Origin of the sequence: Chryseobacterium sp. KACC 21268, assembly GCA_028736075.1 — a bacterium.
Taxonomy (GTDB): Bacteria; Bacteroidota; Bacteroidia; order Flavobacteriales; family Weeksellaceae; genus Epilithonimonas.
Genome location: CP117875.1, coordinates 2,359,089 through 2,376,053 on the forward strand (window position 1 = coordinate 2,359,089; position 16,965 = coordinate 2,376,053).

Genomic DNA, 16,965 nt, shown 5'->3' on the forward strand with positions numbered 1-16,965 from the left:
AAAAATAAACCAATTAATTAACCTTCTAAAAGAACACTTATTATGAATCAAAAATTCAAAAAACACCAAATGATGAAAAAAATTTTAACCCTCGCTTTTGTAGTGATGGCACTAACACCTGCATTTGCACAAGGCGGTGCAACAGCGATCTCGAACGCCGCCAACGACATTAAGGATTATTGGGATCCTATCAAACTAATCCTGAAAGCAGTTGGTGGATTGGTTGGTTTCATTGGAGGTTTGAGAGTGTATAACAAATGGACGAATGGCGACCAGGATGTCAACAAAGAGATCCTTGGTTATGGAGGAGCAATGATCTTCCTGCTGGTAGTTCCGGAATTCGTAACCGCATTTTTTGCCTAAGATGGGATTCTATTTATACAAGGGGCTCAAAAAACCCCTTGTGTTTTTCGGACTGAAAGGGAAATACATTTTTTACGCAGTGGGTGTCATTGGCACAGGAGTCATTTTGGCGCTGGTATTATCGAAGTTTGGATTACTAGGTTCTTTATTCGGACTCGCAATAACCGCAGGAGGTGTTTATCTGATCTTCAAAAGACAGGACAAATATGGGCTATATGATAAAACTAAAAATTTCGATCAGATCTTGATCTTTCCAAAAAAATTAACCAACAAAAGACTTTTAAAGAATGATGAAACCGAAAGGTTAAATATGACGAATAAAAAATAAATAAGTTCAATATGAAAAAGGAAAAACAAGCATTTAACATCCCTTTTATCGGGTATGATTATGCAAAAGATTTCAATTGGGATTTCGATGTTCTTTTCGGACAGTATGGAAATCCTATTATTGGTATTAGGATAAAAAATATTGTAGAGCAGTATTCAGCAGATCCGGATACGTACCTCCATTTTCATACGGTCTTAAATCAGGTAGTCTCGATTATTGGTGAAGGAAGAATTGTCCAGAAGCTCGACATTTTTTCTAAAAAAAGATACACCGCAGAACAGTCCAATCAGTTTCTACAGCAAAAATATTCAGAACATTTTGAGGGCAGGCTTTTTAAAACCATCGAAACCGTGCTATTCTTCACGGATATTATCGATGACAAACTGAAAAAGAAAACTAAGCATTATCATTTTTCGGATAAAAGTTATAAGGAACTACGGGATAAGTGCCAGAAAGTATTGATGCTTTTGAAACAGAATAATTGTGAACCTGAGTTTTTATTTGAGAAAGATTTTGATTACTACATTTCGGGAGTTCTGTCGATGCAGTTTACAGAAACTCCAACTTTTGATAATATAAAAAGCACCAACGAATTTTTGCAGATCGGAAATAGGATTGTGAAAAACATTGCCTATGTTGACGTAGAAAACATTGATCTGCCTTCAGAAATTGAGCCTTACTCAGTTTTAGGAGGTAACGGAGCTGCAGCTGAGACGGCGGTTGACAATTTTAGTTTCATCAATGAACTGGAAGACTACGAGACCATTGTCTACAATCAGATCATTACCATTCCCCTTCAGGCACAACAGCAAAGGGAGCTTGATAAAAAAAAGAAAAAACATGAAGGCGCGGCGAACAATTCTCCGTCCAACGCGATTATAGCAGATGAAATTCAGACCCTGCTTCATAACATTGCAACCGATGGACAGCTCGTCGTCAATGCTCATTTTTCCATCCTTTTTTCAGCACACACATTGGAGAAAATGGAAAATATTCAGTCGATGATTGAAAACAAGCTTTTCACGAAAGGAATTATTGTTTCTAAAAATGCCTACAACCAGTTAGAACTCTGGCGATCAGCCATTCCGGGCAATGGAACAGAACTTAGGGAATACGATCTATTTATGACGACAAGCGAAGCGGCCTTGTGTTTTTTTTTTAAAGAAAGTTACCCGGTCAATGAAGAATCCAATTTCTACCTGAGATTTACAGACAGACAGGGCGTTCCGCTAAAAGTAGATCCTTCGGATTTACCGATGAAAACAGGAAGAATAAACAACAGGAATAAGTTTGTTTTAGGACCCAGTGGGTCAGGCAAGAGTTTTTTAATGAATAATATCATCGAGCAATATCTGACCTACAATTATGATGTAGTCATTGTTGATACAGGAGATTCTTATTCAGGAACTTGTAAATACAAAGGAGGAAGATACATTCAGTACACCGAAGAAAAACCGATTACTATGAATCCTTTTCTAATGGATAAGAAAGAGTTCAATATCGAAAAAATCGAATTTTTAACCAACCTGATCTTCCTGATTTGGCAAGGTCCTGACTCTTCAATGTCATCAGCACAAAAGTCCATATTAGACAATGTATTGATGTCGTATTATCATCAGTATTTTAACTCAGGACAAGAATGGTATCAAAATAAAACTTCGGAAGAACTTATTTTATATCTCAATAAATATAACATTCAAGAAGAGGATCTATTCACAGAATATGAGAATGAAGCCAAAGGACATCAAAACTATTATGACATTTTGGGGATTACATTCGATGCCAGTTCTAATGAAATCAAGGAAGCCGGAAGAAAATTATTAAAATTTTATCATCCTGATAAAAACATCAACAATCCGGAATATGAAAGTGAGAATTTTTATAAAGTCTATGAAGCGTATGATACGCTGAACGATGAAGAAAGAAGGAAAATATACAATGAAACGCAGTTGATCTTAATTAAGTCGAATGACATCATCAAGCAGACCAGATCATCTGAGCAGTGGAATGAATCTTTTAGAAAAGCTATCATCAGAAAAATTAAAGAATTAGAAGAAAAGCTAGTTGTAACAGAACTTTCGTTCAATGGATTTTATGATTACTGCGATCAATTTCTCCCCATTTACCTGAATAATAAGAAACACAATATTATAGAAAAGGAATTTAATCTGCGCACCTTTTTATTTGTGCTGAAAGATTTTTACAAAGGCGGAAGGTATGGAACAACATTAAATGAAAGTGCAGACAATACGCTTTTTGACGAATCATTGATCGTTTTTGAAATTGATAATGTAAAGGACAATCCCAAACTCTTTCCGATTGTCACGCTCATTATTATGGACACTTTTATTCAGAAAATGAGACTCAGAAAAGACCGCAGAAAAGCACTCATCATCGAAGAAGCGTGGAAGGCAATCGCAAGTAAACTGATGGGAGGCTACATTCTTTACTTGTATAAAACCGTAAGGAAATTTTGGGGAGAAGCAGTAGTAGTCACTCAGGAACTCGATGACATTATTGGAAATGCGGTGGTAAAAGATTCCATCATCAATAATTCGGACACGTTTATACTGCTTGACCAGACAAAGTTCAAAGACAACTTTGATAAGATCGCTTCATTGCTTTCACTCAATAAAGTAGAGCAAAACAAGATTTTTACCATTAATAATCTCAATAATAAATTCGGAAGAAGTCGTTTTAAAGAATTTTATCTGAAAAGAGGTTCCAAAGGAGAGGTGTACGGAAACGAGGTTTCTTTGGAGCAGTATCTGACCTACACAACAGAAAAACCTGAAAAGTCTGCTGTTGAGTATTATGTACATCGATATGGCAATTATGATGAAGCATTGCGCAAAATAGTTGATGATTTGAAAATCTTCGGAGACAGTCTCGAAAATCTTGTATCGCTCGTGAATTTATATCAAAATCCACTGGATCAAAAAATCAATTCCTTTTACGGAATGATGAAAAAAGAACTTAAAGGGAAGAATGTCTTCAAGACCATCTCACAGGAATTAGAAGACCGAAATATCAGTTTTTCAGAATTAATAAATAAAAAACAATATGAAAAAGTTTAGCATTCTATTTTTAGGATTTGGAAGTTTATTGTGTGCTCAAAACACCTACATCGATCCTACGGTAACGGCAGCAATGATTCTATATTCTGAAAATCTAAAAGCCAAACAGAATGAGGTCATCGAAGAAACTTCAAAACTAAAAGATGCCCAGACGTGGGTCGGAACCCAGATGGTTGCAGCTAACGATATTCAGAATAAAATTCTGAAGGGCTTAAAAGAAGTTTCCGGGACACTGCAAAATGGTATTCAGGTGCAGGAGATCTACTCGGAACTCAATAAGTGTTACAATTACTCAGCACAAGTAGGACAATTAGCATCAGCACATCCGCAATACGCAATTTTTGGGGTGAAAGCTTCCCAAAAAACCTACGAGCAAAGCCTGAAAATAGTGACAGATGTTTCTGACATCCTCGCATCCGGAGAGTTGAATCTGGCTACTGCAGGAGACCGCTACAAAATCCTTCATAATATTTCCGGTAATGTCAAAAATCTGAAGTTGTGGCTTTTGGCCATCAAATTAAGATTGGAGAAAGCAAACCGATTGGGATTCTGGAATTCCATCAATCCATTTGCAGGCTACATCAATACAGACAAAGCGATTGTTGAGGATATTATGGATCGGTATAAAAGGAATTTTTAAAACCAAAAAGATGAAATCGAGGAACGAGATTCGCCGACTTTATGGAGGCAAAAATAAGTTGTTTTTAAGTTTGCTATTTACTGCAATCTACGTCGTTTTAACTTCTTCCGGTGGCGGTTCCACACCAGCTTGGCAACAGGAAAATGTATCATTTCCGATGATGGATTTGGAGATCAATGCCACAATGAAAGAACACGACAGGCAAAAAGAGATGCGGGAAAAGCAAACGCTGAATGCGACAGTGGAAACCGCCAATAGAACCCAATGGAACAACTTCAAAGACAAGATTACCAAAATTCAGGATCGATTGAGGATAGTTTCATTTGCCATCCAGGCAATACCGACAGGAATAGCAATGAGCAGGGAAATAACAAAAATAACAAACGATCAGACTGCTATTATCAATGAAATAAATGATGCTCCTTATTCCATTATAGCCGTTTTGCCTTCTCAGGTTCAGTTTGTGGATGATCTGCAAATGGTGACCAGACTCGTAACCGGAATTATTTTGTCTTATGGAGCCATCAATCAAATGGAGAAATCGGAACGCAAAGTACTATTGGGTTATGCTTTAGGCGAAGTGAAAACATTGAGCAGGAATTCTACGCATATGCTTTTGAAAATACGGGATATAAAAGCCAAAGTAAAACGAAATAAAAGAGCCTTTCAGTATTATGTCAACAGAGACAAGCAAGTGGTTGAAAGCATAATGAATAACATCAAGTCTTTTTAGAAATGAAATCGAAGATTCGGCGGAGCCAATGTATTTCACAAATTGCTTAATGATAAAATAATAAAGATATGAGCAAAAAAGCAATTCTTCTTGGAGTTTTATTCTTCACTGTTGCATCCGTAAAAAGCCAGCAGATAGTTATCAATGACAAACTTTTATCACAGATCACCGTAAACCACGGTGTTCGATTAGGAAGTGAGCAAACTTTTCTGGATTCCTATGAAAAGCAAAAAGAATTGTATGATGATATCAATAATAAAATCACGCAGATCATAGCGATTCAGGAATACATCTATCAACAACTGAAAAATGTGAATTCGGCGCTTACCCAGAGTAAAAAACTTATCTACCTCTATCAATATTTGGGTAAAATAGTGACGAACTCCAATAAAATGCTGGATCTATCCGCACAGCATCCTGAATATTCGGTACTCATTTCAAAATATTATGTTGAAATAGGCAAGCAGACGATGAAGCTTCAGCAGGAAGTTACCCAGGACATTCTCAATGAAGACAAAGACTTTCTGATGGATGCAATGGATAGGGAAATGCTTATTGAAAAGATCTTTACCCGTGTCAGAAATATCAATGGGAATATTTTATACATCAATCTGCGATTAGAGAATGCCAAGAAAATTCCTTACCTGTATCAAGTTCCTGTTCTCCGCAACTACATCAATATAGACAAAGCCATTGTTGGCGACATCATCACTAAATACAATCACATCTTTAATTAAAATTATGGAAAATCTACTAAAAAAAATCAGTCTATTTCAGTTGCTCTTTTTTACAGCCACTGTGTTTGGACAGGTCAGCGTCAAGAGATTAAATGACCCTTCCATTGTTGCCCAGCATAAAAGAATGGTCTTTCAAGATTGGGGAGATTGGAGACCTTACCCAAAATACTTTTTAGGAGTTCAAACCAATTTTGCTTACGCAACGGTTTGGGGGTTATGGTCTCCAAAAATAAACAGGGATTATAAAGACGGCGAAGACATTCGACCATTAAAATCTACAGGAGTACAAAATCAGAGATTCGCTCAATTAAAATTTCAGGAGGAAGAAGCAAAAAAAATAAAGGCAGCTTCAGATACCATTCATAAAAGAAGTGTTCAGGATTTTGCCCATTGGACTTCAGCAACAGTAGATGCCGATCCACTTTGGCTGCTTTATTACAAACGAATGCTAAAACCTATTACTGAATTCCCCGATACGCCTCAAAATTTTATGGAGTGGCGGCTGAAAGACCAGCAAACGTTTGAAACGCTCAATACCACAGGAATAATAAGAAGACTTCAGGAAGAACTGGATCTCATCAAAGAAAAATATTCAATGTCCAGAAGTATGGATATGCCAAGAGGAAAACGATTCATTATGTATCACGAAACCCTTATCAAGTGGAGAAAATTTGTACGGGAGTTAAGAGATTACAACAACAAGACAACACTCCTTACAGATTATAAAAACATTTTAAAGAACCATTCAAATTATACTTTGCCACCTGCGTGGACACCGGCATCAGACCAGCAAATTGTTCAAAATATGATGAATCATTATAAACACCGATTTTAAAAATGAATAAAACGATAACATTAACTTTTTGCTTATTAGCAATTCTTTTGCCTGTTATGGGATTTGCCCAAACAGATGCCGATTATAGCAATCTACTCCAATTTTTAAAAGGTGACGGTGCTTTTGAGAAATGGTTTATGGAGGTTTTTACAAAGCTGGATAACAGCGTACAGGACAGTGCGCAAGGTTCCGCTTTGGTAGGAAAAGCAATAGGCGGTTTAGGCGCTCTGATGTACCTCGGGTACATGGGTTGGCAAATGGCAGCCGGAGATAGAGAATGGGAAATTACCCCAATGCTGAAACCCATTCTCATAGGATTTACCCTTGTTTACTGGAGCGGATTTGTCAGTATGATTCAAGCACCATTTGAGGCCATTGCCGAACCAGGGATTTCAATTTTCAGCGAGATAGAATCAGAAGTTAACGACTTAAGGGTCGAAAGATTTAAGAAGCAGCAACAATTACTCGATGCCGTCATCAAACTGAAAGCGGAAGAAGATGCCAAACAGGAAGTTATTGAAAATACCACTGAAGATGCCGATGATTCGTGGTTTGATATCAGTGAGGGATTGGATAAATTGATTCAGCCTATCAAAGAATGGTCAATACGAATGGAATTCCAAATGCAAAAATTAGTAGCGGAACTCATTGAATTTGTCTGCTTGTCCATTCTTCGCATCTGCGTGTATCTTATTTTCTTCATTCAAAAAATATGGGCGTATATACTCATCATTTTAGGACCCATAGCCGTAGGGATGGCTTTGATTCCCGGATTTGAAAATTCTTTATACAGCTGGGTATCAAAGTTTATCAATATCAATCTCTACACTTTTGTTGCCTACACCATCATCAACATCGGTCAGCAACTGATCGCTTCGGGTTATACAATGGAGATTGAAAGATACAATACGCTTTTATCCAACGGAACCATTACCAACTTAGACGCTTTGATGGTATACGTTTCAAATTCCGGAATGATCTACAATCAGCTGTTTACGTGTGTTGCCTATGTGGTCACAGGAATTGGAGTTTTAATGACTCCAACTATTGCAGACAGTATTGTTTCTGCGGGAGGAGCAGGATCAATGACCAAAATGAAAAATGCAGCGGGAAAAATAGCAAGCAGTGCCAAAACAGCAATATTGGCGGCTAAAACAGGAGGTGCTTCTGTCGCAGCGAGTGCAGCAGCAGGCTCAGCTTCGGGAAGAGTTAAGGAAGCGATGAAAAACGGAAAATAATCTCAAAAATTACCATAAATGCTTATTAAAAACATAGAACAAAGAATTAAAATCAACAAGGTTTTTTCAATCTCAACCATTGTTTTTGCTGTTTTCATTGTCATTGCAGGGTTTTTCTTTGCGTACAGAATGATCGAGGATTCCAGAAGATCCATTTACATTTTAGATAATGGGGTTCCGGTTCTTGCCAAGCAAACGGACGTACTTCTCAACCGACCTGTTGAATACAAAGCGCAGATAGAACTTTTCCACAGACTGTTTTTCACACTCGCTCCAGATGATACCTATATTAAGGATAATATTCAAAAGTCATTATATCTCATTGATGACAGCGGGAAAAAAGAATATACCAATTTAAAGGAAAAAGGTTTTTACAATCAGATCATCGCCTCCAGTTCAATGGTCAGTATCCATACCGATTCAATTGCACTCAATATGGAACAAAAGAAATTCTCTTTTTTCGGGAAACAAATGATCACAAGAAAATCCTCTGTCATTACCAGAATGCTCATAACCGAAGGTTTCTTTGAAGACATCATCAGAAGTCCCAATAATCCTCACGGTGTGATTCTTAAAAACTGGCGAATCATCAATAACGAAGAACTATCCAATCAAAACAAAAATTCTTACTAAAATGAATACGACATTAAAACAAAAGGGTCAGAAATGGATACTATGGGCGGTTCAAAATCCGAAGAAATTCTTCACTTGTGCAATGATTTTACTGTCAGTTTCCTTTATAGGATCAATTATTCAAGGTGTTTTTTTTCCTTCCGAAACGGCATTTAAAATAAGACCTCCGGTTCTTTATTCAAACAATAAGACGAGTCAAAATTTGCCCATCAACAATGATAAAGAAATGGAAAAAATAGTGAATGAACTCAAGACTTTAAAAGTAAAAAGAGACCAAAATTCTTTACAAAAAGAAGACAGCTTACGAATCGACTACCTGTTTAACCAATACCAAAATTTAAAAAATGGACATTAAAAAGATCAATTTTAAAGATAAGAAATACGTTTTGCCACTTTTGGCTTTGCCGTTTCTTTTTCTTTTCGGCTACGTGGGAGCGCAGTTTATGAAGGAAGATGCTTCTGCAAAGGATAAGCCCAAAGAACTGTCTCTTTCATTAGGCGAAACGCAGGATTCTATTATGACCAAAAACGATGCTTACGATGAATTCTTTAAAAAAGAGGATAACCGAACAATGCTTGGAGGTTTGGATAAGGAATCAGACAGTTTACTAAGCTATGATGATCAATTATCATTAGACCAAAAAAGAAAAATAGATTCATTAAAAGCGGTCAGCGGAAGACAGAATAGATATCAGGCAAAAGGAGATCAATCTTCATATTACAATCCCAATCAACAGCAAGGAGATGATAAAGATTATAAAAGGTCTTCAGAGATCATCAAAATGCTAAATGAAAAATCTTATGGAAATGAAAATAACAAATACTCTGATACACAAAAAGAAAAACCTCAGTCCGCCCAACCAGATCCTGTAAAATATCTGAAAGAGCAGATGCTGGTAATGGATTCATTAGAAAAATCCCGTGATCCTGAATACCAAAATAAACTCGCAGCAGAACAGAGATTGAAATCAAATAAGGATAAGATGAACGATTTTCTCAATTCAACTTTCAATGTGAGCAAATCCGGAATCAACAGCGGTTTTAATGCTTTCTATAAGGAAAAGGAAAATAGTTTTATCAAAGCGGTCATTGACGAAAACAACAAAGGATTTTTAGGAAGCAGGATCAGGTTCCGCTTGTTGGAAGACATCTTTGTTGGAAACAAAAAGATTGGCAAAGGTTCTATACTATATGGTCAAATTTCGGGATTTTCAATGCAAAGAGTCAATCTCAATATTGTTTCGGTCTTTACAAAAGGAGAGATCTATCCGGTCAATCTATCCATTTACGATGTTGACGGGATGAAAGGATTGTACGTTCCACAAAGTGTTTTTAGAGATATGATGCGGGAAATGGGTAGCAACTCAGTTCAAGGAATACAGATGGATATGGGCGGAAAAGGATTTTTTTCAAGTATTGGAAGCAGCCTTTTTACTTCGACGTCTAAATCCATCGCCAATCTGATCAAAGAAAATAAAGCAAAACTGAAATACAACTCATATGTCTTTTTGATCGACGAAAAACAATTGAAAGATTCACAAAACCAACAAAAAAAATAAAACAATGAGAACTTTATTATACACCCTTTTAATATTCACAGCTCAATTTTTCACGGCTCAAACTGCAACCAAAGAACAGATTGTTTCCGATTTACCTGAGATTGAAATTACCGAAGGCATCAACCTGCACATCATTTCGCCGGAACCCATTCAGTACGTGGATTTGTCAACAGAAAAACTGACTGGAGATTTGCCTGCTACAAACATTGCCAGAATAAAGATCACAGACCATCCTGATTCTGACGAGAAAGGAAAAATCAATATACCTTCCGTTTTTTTTAATGGAAATACTATTGGGATCATTACCGTTGTCGCACAATCTTTCATTGCACAGTACAAAGTTGTTTATCGAAATCAGGATAACCTCAATACGATTACCAATATTCATATACAGCCCGAAGCGATGCAGCCTGTAGAATTTGATAAAATGGTGTTCTCTAATCTTGAGTTGAGAAAATTTGCAATGGATATTATTCGAAAAAAATCTGAAAAAAATCCGATTAGAGAAGAAAAAAATCTAAAACTCAGCTTCCAGCTCAATAATGTCTATGTGATGAGTGATTATATTTTTTTAGATATGACCATCAAGAATAATTCTAATCTGAGCTATGATATTGAGGATTTGAAATTCTCCTTGGAAGACAAAAAAATACACAAAGCCACCAATAACCAAAGTGTAGATCTAACACCCATTTTACAGCTCAATCCGCAGAAACACTTCAGAAAAAATTTCAGGAATATTTATGTTTTCAAAAAATTCACTTACCCAAACAGTAAAGTGATGATGATTCGCTTGATTGAAGAACAGCTCTCGGGGCGCACCATAGAAATGAAAGTCATCTATTCAGATATTCTGAAAGCAGATACCTTTTAATATTAAGACTATGGAAAATTTTACAGTTATGCTGTGTTTTGCACTGGTGATATTACTATTTACCTACCATTCTGTTGCTATAATTATTATTTATAAAAAACGAAAAGAATTTATTATTGCCTATAAAAGGGTGTTAAACCTTAAAGATTGGTGTGATAAAATATCTGAATAGCCAGGTCACTCATACATTATCGAGAGTGTCGAAAAAAGAGGAAATGAATTAATTGCTCAATTGAATCTGTTGAATGCTAATCTTACTGGAATACAGGAACAGCAAAAAACATTACAGGAAGCGCAACAAAAGCTGCATAGCAATCTATTAGAAGAACACGAATTACTTAATCAATATTATTCTTAATGCAAGAACAACAACATCAAATAAAGATCTATGGCTTTCTGCAAAAAGCAGTGTACGCTGTGGTTGCATTAGACTGTGCTTCGCTTTTTTATCTGAATGCTGATGTTCCGGTAGTGTCCAACTTGCTGAAAAATTTTTCAAAGCTGAGCTTTATCTACCCACCTATCAATGCCAAATTTGCGACATTGATTCTTATTGGATTGGTAGCTGTCGGAACAAAAGCCAAGAAAAAGAAAGACTTAAATATCGCAACAGAAATTGTCGTTCCTATGATTGCGGGATTGCTGATGATTTTTTCTTCATTAGTCTGGCAAAATGAGGCAGGAAATGCACAGCTTCCAAAAGTATTTCCCGGATTTAATCTCTATCAGGTAATCTATGCTATTCTTTCTTTTTTAGGGTCAGTTATTCTCCAAATGGGTGCAGACAGTATTTCTAAACTGATGCAGCAAAAAATGGGAAAAGACCGATGGAACGTGGAGGAAGAATCTTTTGACCAAAATCAAGAACTGGTAACGTCGGACGTCACAATCAACATTCCATATTTATTCCGTTACAAAAACAAGAGCAATAAAGGCTGGATGAACATCAATCCTTTTAGAGGAACAATGGTCATCGGAACACCAGGTTCTGGAAAGTCGTTTGGTGTCATCAATCCTGCCATAAGACAATTGATCGCCAAAGGTTTCTGTCTCTGCATCTACGATTTTAAATTTCCTGATTTAGCACAGATTGCATACTACCATTATTTGTTGAAAAAAAGTAAGGAGGCAGAATACGATTACAATTTCCACGTCATTAATCTCAACGAGGTTGAAAAATCAAAAAGAGTCAATCCGTTTCATAAAAAGTACATCCAAACTTTGGCAGAAGCTCAGGAAATGGCAGAATCGATGGTTTCATCTTTACAGAAAGGAGGTTCGAGTTCAGGAGGTGGTTCCGAAGCTTTCTTTACCCAATCTGCGATTAATTTCCTTTCATCCTGTATTTATTTTTTTGCAACATTCGAAAATGGAAAATATTCTGATTTGCCTCATATTCTTTCTTTTATGAACAGAAGCTATAAAGAAATTTTCGATACTCTTTTTACCAATGAAGAAATTTTCTCTTTGCTGTCACCTTTCAAGACGGCCTATGACAACAAAGCATTTGACCAATTGGAAGGACAAATCGGAACACTCAAAATTTTCCTTTCCCGATTGGCAACCAAAGAAAGTTTTTGGGTGTTTTCAGGAGATGAAGTGGAATTGAAGATAACCGACAGAGATAATCCTTCTATTATTATTCTGGCATCAGACCCGGGAACACAGGATATTAATTCTGCATTGTATTCTTCGGTATTAAACAGGACTTTAAGATTGATCAATTCCAAACACAATTTGCCGGGAGGAATTATTGCAGACGAATTTCCTACAATTTATATTCATAAAATTGACAACATTGTAGCCACTGCGAGAAGCAACAGAGTTGCTGTTTTATTAGGCCTTCAGGAGCTTCCACAACTTCGACAATTTTACAAAAAGGAAGTTGCTGATACGATTTCTGCCATTGTTGGAAATATTCTTTCCGGTTCTGCCAGAGACAAAAATACATTGGATTGGTTAGAGAAACTATTTGGGAAAATTAAACAGAAATCATACTCGCAATCTATTTCCCAACAAGGAACAACCACTAGCATTAATGAAAAAATGGACAATATGATTCCTGCAGGAAAAATCGCAGCCTTGAAAACAGGAGAGATGGTTGGGATGATAGCGCAAGGAGAAGAAAATGATGTGCAAGAATATAAAACGTCCGCAGTGAATGGTAAAATTAATTTAGATATGAAAGCGATTCAAGAAGAAGAAAAAAACTATGTGAAAATGCCGTCATATTACTCTTTTGTAGATAAAAAGGGGGTTAATCGCAAAGAAGAGGTGTTGATGACCAATTTTAGAAAAATCAATAAAGAAGTTGAACTCATTGTGAATGAAAATATAAAAGCTGCATAAAATGAAAAAACTAAAATACAAATTTACTTTGATGGCGCTGTTTTACAGTAGCTTATCATTTGCGCAATTTAATACGATTATACCAACATTACCAAAAAAATCTGAAAATATAAAAGTATCAGATAAAACTAACATTGACGAACCGGTAAACCAGAAAAAGAATAAAAAAACGTGGAAAGAGGTTTTAAACATCATCACAAAATCAGATCTGAAAAATCAAATTGATTCCCTGAAAATACTCATTAAAGAATATGGAAGTGTAAAGGATGAAGGGATAAATGACATTGAAAAACTCAAAACTTCTTTAACGCAGCTCACACAAAATCAGCTTGAAGATCATAGAGAAACATCAAAGAAGCAGGCTGCAGTTACGACTTATGATTTTGTAGATGAACCAAAAAAATATTTTTCAAAAATTGTAATGCCACTTAAAAATAAATTGACAGTAACATCATCTTATGGAACCAGAACGCATCCCATTTTCGGAAGCAAAAAAATGCACAACGGGATCGACCTTAAAGCCAACTATGAAAATGTCTATTCCGTAATAGATGGAATTGTTACGGCAACTGGTTGGGATTCTAAAGGCGGTGGAAATTTCATCAAAGTAAAACATTTCAACCGTTTTGAAACAACCTATATGCACTTATCAGAGATCTATTATCGGATTGGCGAAAAAGTAAAAGCTGGTTTTATCATTGGCAAAAGTGGCAATTCCGGAAACTCAACGGGACCACATTTGCATTTTTCGGTAAAAGAATTTGGACAAAGCATCAATCCTTCTCATTTTTTAAACGACCTCACAAAAGTAAACAATTTAATAACAAACCATTATGAACACTAACACTTTACCAACAGACGAACTAAAGAAATATGGCATCATCGAAACAGACAATTCGTTTTCTAAAAAGCTAAATTCGGATGATATTCAAAAATTTCTGCAAGGATATACCATCGTTGCGGACAACGACATAAACAGGGCGACTTTTCAGCTTACGGATAATAATACCAAACTGAAAGTTATCTTTTTGGAAAGAGATAAAAGTATTTCTGAAATTCTCAAAAACAGTAAAGACAAAATTGAATATTCTGATATTCAAGACCTTTCAAAATCAGAAAAAGAATTGATTTATGAAAAAAAGGCTTTCATTTTCGACAAAGAAACCAATAAGGTGGTTGAGTTTGATCTCATTAAAAACACAAGAGAATTAACTGCAATTATTGCAGATAAAAGAGATGTAGCAGAAACCAACCTCTACAAAAATGAACTTATGAAACTGAAATCTTTTCTACAGGATAAAATTGACCAGTTCCCAGAAATGGCAAAAGAAATCGCTAAGGATCTGAATATCGTTTCCAAAGAGATAGGAACAGTTGATGGAATTTCTAAAAAGCAGCATCAATCACAGGAGCAGAATAAATCTGACATTCAGCTAAATGTAAATGACCCCGATGTCTATCAAGACGCCAATAGAATGAGAGAGGAAAACTCAGAACAAGAAGAGGAAGTAGAAAAGTCACGAAGATTTAGAAGGTAAATTTAAAACTAAAAAATGGAAGATAAATTATCTTGGTTTGAGAAGCTTGTAATTCCGAGAACAACGGCTTATAAAGATTTTGTTCGTGAAATGAAAACTACTCCGCCTGAACAATTTTTCAGGGATGGAGAAAGGAAGTTTTCTGATCGGGAGAAAAAGTTTATGCAGATTTATAAATCCACGGCAAATCAAATAGTTAAAGGCTCTGCTTACACTGTAAATACAATCTTCAATGCGGATACTGATACTTCCGTGAAAATTAATTTTAAAAGTTTAGCTGAAGTAGTACGCTTTATGGATAAACAGAAAATCGATGGTAGAATCTTAATCATACAAGATAACCATGCTTTTACAGAAGTGACTATTGGTAATGAAGCAGCAAAGCAAATATATCTTTCAGATTCTTGGGCAAATGAATTGGAGTTAAGGACAGACTTAAGTTTAGGAATGACAACTTCAGAAATTGATGAACGGCAAGCCGATCATTTCCGAAAATATGAAATGGAAACAGATAGATCAACCATCGAAATAAATACCTCTATTGAAAAGACTAAAGATCAAATAGAAAGCACATTAAGCTTTGACTGGGAAGAAAATAGTCTTGGATTTGATGATCTATTTTCAGAAGAAGACTTTGAAGAAAATTTAACCCCTGCATCTGATCTTCCGGACGGCTGGACCTGGAACGATTATAATGATGGAAGTGGCTCGCTGAAGAGTCCAAGCGGTCATAGGTATTACAGCTATGATATGCAAACTCAGGAATATACATTACCGTACGGTCGCCGAGAATGGACAGGTATGAGAGAATTTTATGATGCTCCAAAAAGTTTGAACGAATTCAAAAGCTATGTCGAAAACGACTTAAAATCAAAAGCGGTGCAAAATAATCTTTATCCGAAACTTTCCGAAGAGGAAAAAAATGATATTCTCAATTACAGGATTTTTATGAAAGAAAACGAATTCATACTGGAGAACTTGCAGATCACAGCGAACCAAAGAAAAGCTTATTCAGAGAAAATGGAATTCGGAACAACAGATGGAGATTATTCTCTTACAAAGGCACAAATGGCCACAATCCCAAATGTTATTGATGGTCATACGTTGTCAAAAAATGACAAATACGCATTAGCTTTTGGCTTGTTGGAAAAACCGGAATATGGCGAATCCTATGAAATATTAATTAGCGGTGAAATTTTAAAAATCTATCTGGAAGAAGATAGTTTGCCAAAAACTCGAATATTAACAATGAATGATATAAAATTTAACAATCAAAACCCAAACATTATGGAAACACAGAACGAATATGAACCATCTCAGTATCCGAAATTTCAGTTAAAATATCTTGGTTTCGGAGAAGGAGAACAACTGCACAAAGATTTAGAAAATGGGATTAATGCTCCCGAAAAAGAGTTCGAAATTAAAACCACTTCCGACAAAACGATGCCTGGAAATGAAATGGAATTCACGTTAAAATTCAATAAGATAGAAAATGGAAGTGTCTTTATGAATTTTTATAATGCGAAACTCACTAAAGAAAATGGCGACGTTATCTCCCACAATTTTCCTGTTAACAGGGTAAATACATTTACTGCCAAAGAAGCAGTCAACCTTTTGGAAGGGCGTACGGTAAAAATAGAATTTCACAATCCGAAAACAGAAAAAATAGAACCTGCATTTGCCAAACTGAATTTTAACGAACCCAAAACTGAAAAAGGAAATTATAATTTCCAGAATTTTTACAAAAATTATGGTGTTGATACGGCTCAGATCGTAGAAAAATCCAAACTGATCTTCGATAAGCCGGAATGGAAGGAAAGTATCATAAAATCTTTGGAAAAAGGAAATATCGTCAAGGTAAAATTTGAATTGGATGATAAAGTGATAGAAGGTAAAGCAGTTCTGAATCCTCAGTATAAAAATCTAAGTCTGTACGATCAGGATATGAACAGAATCAATACCAACAAGCCTTTAGAAGGTTTGGAACAAGACAACAAGCACGAAAAAAATAACGTGAAAGAACAAAGTATTAAACGATAGATAACACGTACAACCAATCAT

General features: G+C 35.9%; 16 protein-coding genes. All 16 read left to right on the plus strand.

Translation table 11 applies throughout. The annotated features are described in order from the left end of the window. Window positions 1-69: 69 nt before the first annotated feature. The 16 genes from PQ459_10975 (at window position 70) to PQ459_11050 (ending at window position 16,944) form a co-directional block, all read left to right on the plus strand. Window positions 70-363 (plus strand): DUF4134 domain-containing protein, encoded by a 294-nt coding sequence (locus PQ459_10975; GenBank protein ID WDF45420.1) that lies wholly within the window; start codon window positions 70-72, stop codon window positions 361-363. 1 nt (window position 364) lies between these two features. Further along, on the plus strand, window positions 365-691 hold the full coding sequence (locus PQ459_10980) for a DUF4133 domain-containing protein (GenBank protein ID WDF45421.1): 327 nt from the start codon (window positions 365-367) through the stop codon (window positions 689-691). A gap of 11 nt (window positions 692-702) precedes the next feature. Continuing rightward, window positions 703-3,768, plus strand: coding sequence for a TraG family conjugative transposon ATPase (locus PQ459_10985; GenBank protein WDF45422.1), 3,066 nt, complete (start codon window positions 703-705; stop codon window positions 3,766-3,768). Continuing rightward, window positions 3,755-4,408 carry a hypothetical protein gene (locus PQ459_10990; GenBank protein WDF45423.1) on the plus strand — a complete coding sequence of 218 codons (654 nt, stop codon included), beginning with the start codon at window positions 3,755-3,757 and terminating at the stop codon, window positions 4,406-4,408. The genes PQ459_10985 and PQ459_10990 overlap by 14 nt, the downstream gene beginning before the upstream one ends. Window positions 4,409-4,418: 10 nt before the next feature. Next, window positions 4,419-5,141 carry a hypothetical protein gene (locus PQ459_10995; GenBank protein WDF45424.1) on the plus strand — a complete coding sequence of 241 codons (723 nt, stop codon included), beginning with the start codon at window positions 4,419-4,421 and terminating at the stop codon, window positions 5,139-5,141. A gap of 68 nt (window positions 5,142-5,209) precedes the next feature. Continuing rightward, window positions 5,210-5,878 (plus strand): hypothetical protein, encoded by a 669-nt coding sequence (locus PQ459_11000; protein WDF45425.1) that lies wholly within the window; start codon window positions 5,210-5,212, stop codon window positions 5,876-5,878. 4 nt (window positions 5,879-5,882) lie between these two features. Then, window positions 5,883-6,713, plus strand: coding sequence for a hypothetical protein (locus PQ459_11005; protein WDF45426.1), 831 nt, complete (start codon window positions 5,883-5,885; stop codon window positions 6,711-6,713). Between the two features lie 2 nt (window positions 6,714-6,715). Further along, window positions 6,716-7,951, plus strand: coding sequence for a hypothetical protein (locus tag PQ459_11010; GenBank protein ID WDF45427.1), 1,236 nt, complete (start codon window positions 6,716-6,718; stop codon window positions 7,949-7,951). Window positions 7,952-7,969: 18 nt separating this feature from the next. Beyond that, complete coding sequence (gene traK / locus PQ459_11015; protein WDF45428.1) at window positions 7,970-8,584, plus strand: conjugative transposon protein TraK; 615 nt, start codon at window positions 7,970-7,972, stop codon at window positions 8,582-8,584. Window position 8,585: 1 nt separating this feature from the next. After that, window positions 8,586-8,939, plus strand: coding sequence for a hypothetical protein (locus tag PQ459_11020; GenBank protein ID WDF45429.1), 354 nt, complete (start codon window positions 8,586-8,588; stop codon window positions 8,937-8,939). Further along, window positions 8,935-10,143: a conjugative transposon protein TraM gene (gene traM, locus PQ459_11025; GenBank protein ID WDF48717.1), complete on the plus strand. Its 1,209-nt coding sequence runs from the start codon at window positions 8,935-8,937 to the stop codon at window positions 10,141-10,143. The genes PQ459_11020 and traM overlap by 5 nt, the downstream gene beginning before the upstream one ends. A gap of 4 nt (window positions 10,144-10,147) precedes the next feature. Continuing rightward, window positions 10,148-11,017 (plus strand): DUF4138 domain-containing protein, encoded by an 870-nt coding sequence (locus PQ459_11030; protein WDF45430.1) that lies wholly within the window; start codon window positions 10,148-10,150, stop codon window positions 11,015-11,017. A 357-nt stretch (window positions 11,018-11,374) separates the two neighbouring features. Then, window positions 11,375-13,366, plus strand: coding sequence for a type IV secretion system DNA-binding domain-containing protein (locus PQ459_11035; GenBank protein WDF45431.1), 1,992 nt, complete (start codon window positions 11,375-11,377; stop codon window positions 13,364-13,366). Between the two features lies 1 nt (window position 13,367). Beyond that, window positions 13,368-14,210, plus strand: a complete 843-nt coding sequence (locus PQ459_11040; GenBank protein WDF45432.1) for a M23 family metallopeptidase — start codon at window positions 13,368-13,370, stop codon at window positions 14,208-14,210. Further along, window positions 14,200-14,904, plus strand: a complete 705-nt coding sequence (locus tag PQ459_11045) for a hypothetical protein (GenBank protein ID WDF45433.1) — start codon at window positions 14,200-14,202, stop codon at window positions 14,902-14,904. The genes PQ459_11040 and PQ459_11045 overlap by 11 nt, the downstream gene beginning before the upstream one ends. A gap of 15 nt (window positions 14,905-14,919) precedes the next feature. Further along, window positions 14,920-16,944, plus strand: a complete 2,025-nt coding sequence (locus PQ459_11050; protein ID WDF45434.1) for a hypothetical protein — start codon at window positions 14,920-14,922, stop codon at window positions 16,942-16,944. Window positions 16,945-16,965 lie beyond the last annotated feature (21 nt).

Excerpts from the sequence above, each read along its gene's own strand:
- PQ459_10975 (WDF45420.1), top strand. The coding sequence starts at position 70 with ATGATGAAAAAAATTTTAACCCTCGCTTTTGTAGTGATGGCACTAACA.
- PQ459_10980 (WDF45421.1), top strand. The coding sequence starts at position 365 with ATGGGATTCTATTTATACAAGGGGCTCAAAAAACCCCTTGTGTTTTTC.
- PQ459_10985 (WDF45422.1), top strand. The coding sequence starts at position 703 with ATGAAAAAGGAAAAACAAGCATTTAACATCCCTTTTATCGGGTATGAT.
- PQ459_10990 (WDF45423.1), top strand. The coding sequence starts at position 3,755 with ATGAAAAAGTTTAGCATTCTATTTTTAGGATTTGGAAGTTTATTGTGT.
- PQ459_10995 (WDF45424.1), top strand. The coding sequence starts at position 4,419 with ATGAAATCGAGGAACGAGATTCGCCGACTTTATGGAGGCAAAAATAAG.
- PQ459_11000 (WDF45425.1), top strand. The coding sequence starts at position 5,210 with ATGAGCAAAAAAGCAATTCTTCTTGGAGTTTTATTCTTCACTGTTGCA.
- PQ459_11005 (WDF45426.1), top strand. The coding sequence starts at position 5,883 with ATGGAAAATCTACTAAAAAAAATCAGTCTATTTCAGTTGCTCTTTTTT.
- PQ459_11010 (WDF45427.1), top strand. The coding sequence starts at position 6,716 with ATGAATAAAACGATAACATTAACTTTTTGCTTATTAGCAATTCTTTTG.
- traK (WDF45428.1), top strand. The coding sequence starts at position 7,970 with ATGCTTATTAAAAACATAGAACAAAGAATTAAAATCAACAAGGTTTTT.
- PQ459_11020 (WDF45429.1), top strand. The coding sequence starts at position 8,586 with ATGAATACGACATTAAAACAAAAGGGTCAGAAATGGATACTATGGGCG.
- PQ459_11030 (WDF45430.1), top strand. The coding sequence starts at position 10,148 with ATGAGAACTTTATTATACACCCTTTTAATATTCACAGCTCAATTTTTC.
- PQ459_11035 (WDF45431.1), top strand. The coding sequence starts at position 11,375 with ATGCAAGAACAACAACATCAAATAAAGATCTATGGCTTTCTGCAAAAA.
- PQ459_11040 (WDF45432.1), top strand. The coding sequence starts at position 13,368 with ATGAAAAAACTAAAATACAAATTTACTTTGATGGCGCTGTTTTACAGT.
- PQ459_11045 (WDF45433.1), top strand. The coding sequence starts at position 14,200 with ATGAACACTAACACTTTACCAACAGACGAACTAAAGAAATATGGCATC.
- PQ459_11050 (WDF45434.1), top strand. The coding sequence starts at position 14,920 with ATGGAAGATAAATTATCTTGGTTTGAGAAGCTTGTAATTCCGAGAACA.